This window comes from Microbulbifer okhotskensis, assembly GCF_023895975.1.
In the GTDB taxonomy this organism is placed as follows: domain Bacteria; phylum Pseudomonadota; class Gammaproteobacteria; order Pseudomonadales; family Cellvibrionaceae; genus Microbulbifer; species Microbulbifer okhotskensis.
This window is the reverse complement of sequence record NZ_JALBWM010000290.1, coordinates 1-1,304: the sequence shown is the minus strand read 5'-3', so window position 1 is coordinate 1,304 and position 1,304 is coordinate 1. Positions and strand designations below refer to the sequence as shown.

Sequence of the window (1,304 nt, the reverse complement as noted above, 5' to 3'; positions counted from 1 at the left end):
GTATCCGGCCTTGGTTCCTACCTATTTCGCCCCCTAAAACTGTCCGAAGTATTGTCGGGATCTGGGACCCCAAGAAGCTTTATTTATAGAAATGACCAGGCTGTCCCATGGAGGTATGCAGCTTGTTTCTTTCATCAAAGTCTGTAAGCCATTGGAAGTTGAGCCTTTACGTAAAGGACTGGCATACCTACATAGACGTCACCCTCTCTTACGTGCCCGGGTGCAAAGAGGAGTGAAGCTTCGCTGGGTTTGCGATGTTAACTTCAAAGACATCCCAATACAGACATGCCAAATTACCACCAAATTAAATCTGGAGGATGAATTTGAAAATCGCGGAATGAATTACCTGGACAGCGAAAGCTATGTATACAGCATAAAGCTATACCTGAATAAAAAAGGACTTGTAGAGTGGATCTCTGTCATTAACATTCATGCCGCATTTGATGGCAGATCAACAATGACGATATTTTCTGATTTGGACAAATTTCTTCGCTCCCGAACAAAACTTGAACAGGATAAATCACTACCACTTCAAGAGAGCATAGCGACCCAACTAGAAGCCGCCGGCTATTTTGGTGAGGGAGAAATTGAGCATAAAAATATTGGGGATTTTAGCTGGCCAGTAGAGAAGCAAGCCCTTTCCCATGAGCGTAGGGCTTGTGCAATTTCATATTCCATGCCACCGGAAAATATTGGAGCCCTAGCTCAATGGGGTAAAAAAATGGAATAAAGCTAACTTCAATTTATTGCGCTATCGCATCAATTGCGGCTCGTGCTGTGCCTATCGATAAAAACTTGACAGAAGTTATTCTAGCCATGGATGCCAGAGGACTATGCTCCCCCAATATCCCCATTGATCATATCGGATCATTTTCAGAAACCACCAGTTTAGAACTCCCACCTAATATTAACGCTGCGGGTGTTATTGAGGTTGCCAAATCTCTCCAGGAACAGATATCCGCCGTTCTACTAAAACAAAGCCCCATGACAAAAAATCTAAGCTCCGACTATATAATGGAAGCTATCACTCGAATGGCTACCGAGATTACAGCCCCACAAAGCGCTTTTCCTGCTGGAATTATTGTTTCAAATGTAGGCAGCATGCGATTGTTAGCCGATGAAATGCATTATTTTGAAATCCAAAAGCCAATGAACACCTTAACCAACGGTATAAATCCTCTTATGGCCGTAACCTATACAACATACCGAAACGCAATTTTTGTTTTTGGTTATTGTGAACCTCTAATAAGTCAATACTTCGGACAGTTTTAGGGGGCGAAATAGGTAGGAACCACGGCCAGATA

General features: G+C 42.9%; 2 protein-coding genes. Both read left to right on the top strand.

All coding sequences use genetic code 11. The features are described from left to right. The first annotated feature begins 232 nt into the window (after positions 1–232). A complete protein-coding gene (locus tag MO867_RS22110; RefSeq protein ID WP_252473199.1) occupies positions 233–730 on the top strand; it encodes a hypothetical protein in 498 nt (165 codons plus the stop codon). Positions 731–777: 47 nt separating this feature from the next. After that, entirely contained in the window at positions 778–1,272 is a 495-nt protein-coding gene (locus tag MO867_RS22105; protein WP_252473196.1) for a hypothetical protein, read from the top strand. The last annotated feature ends 32 nt before the right edge of the window (positions 1,273–1,304 follow it).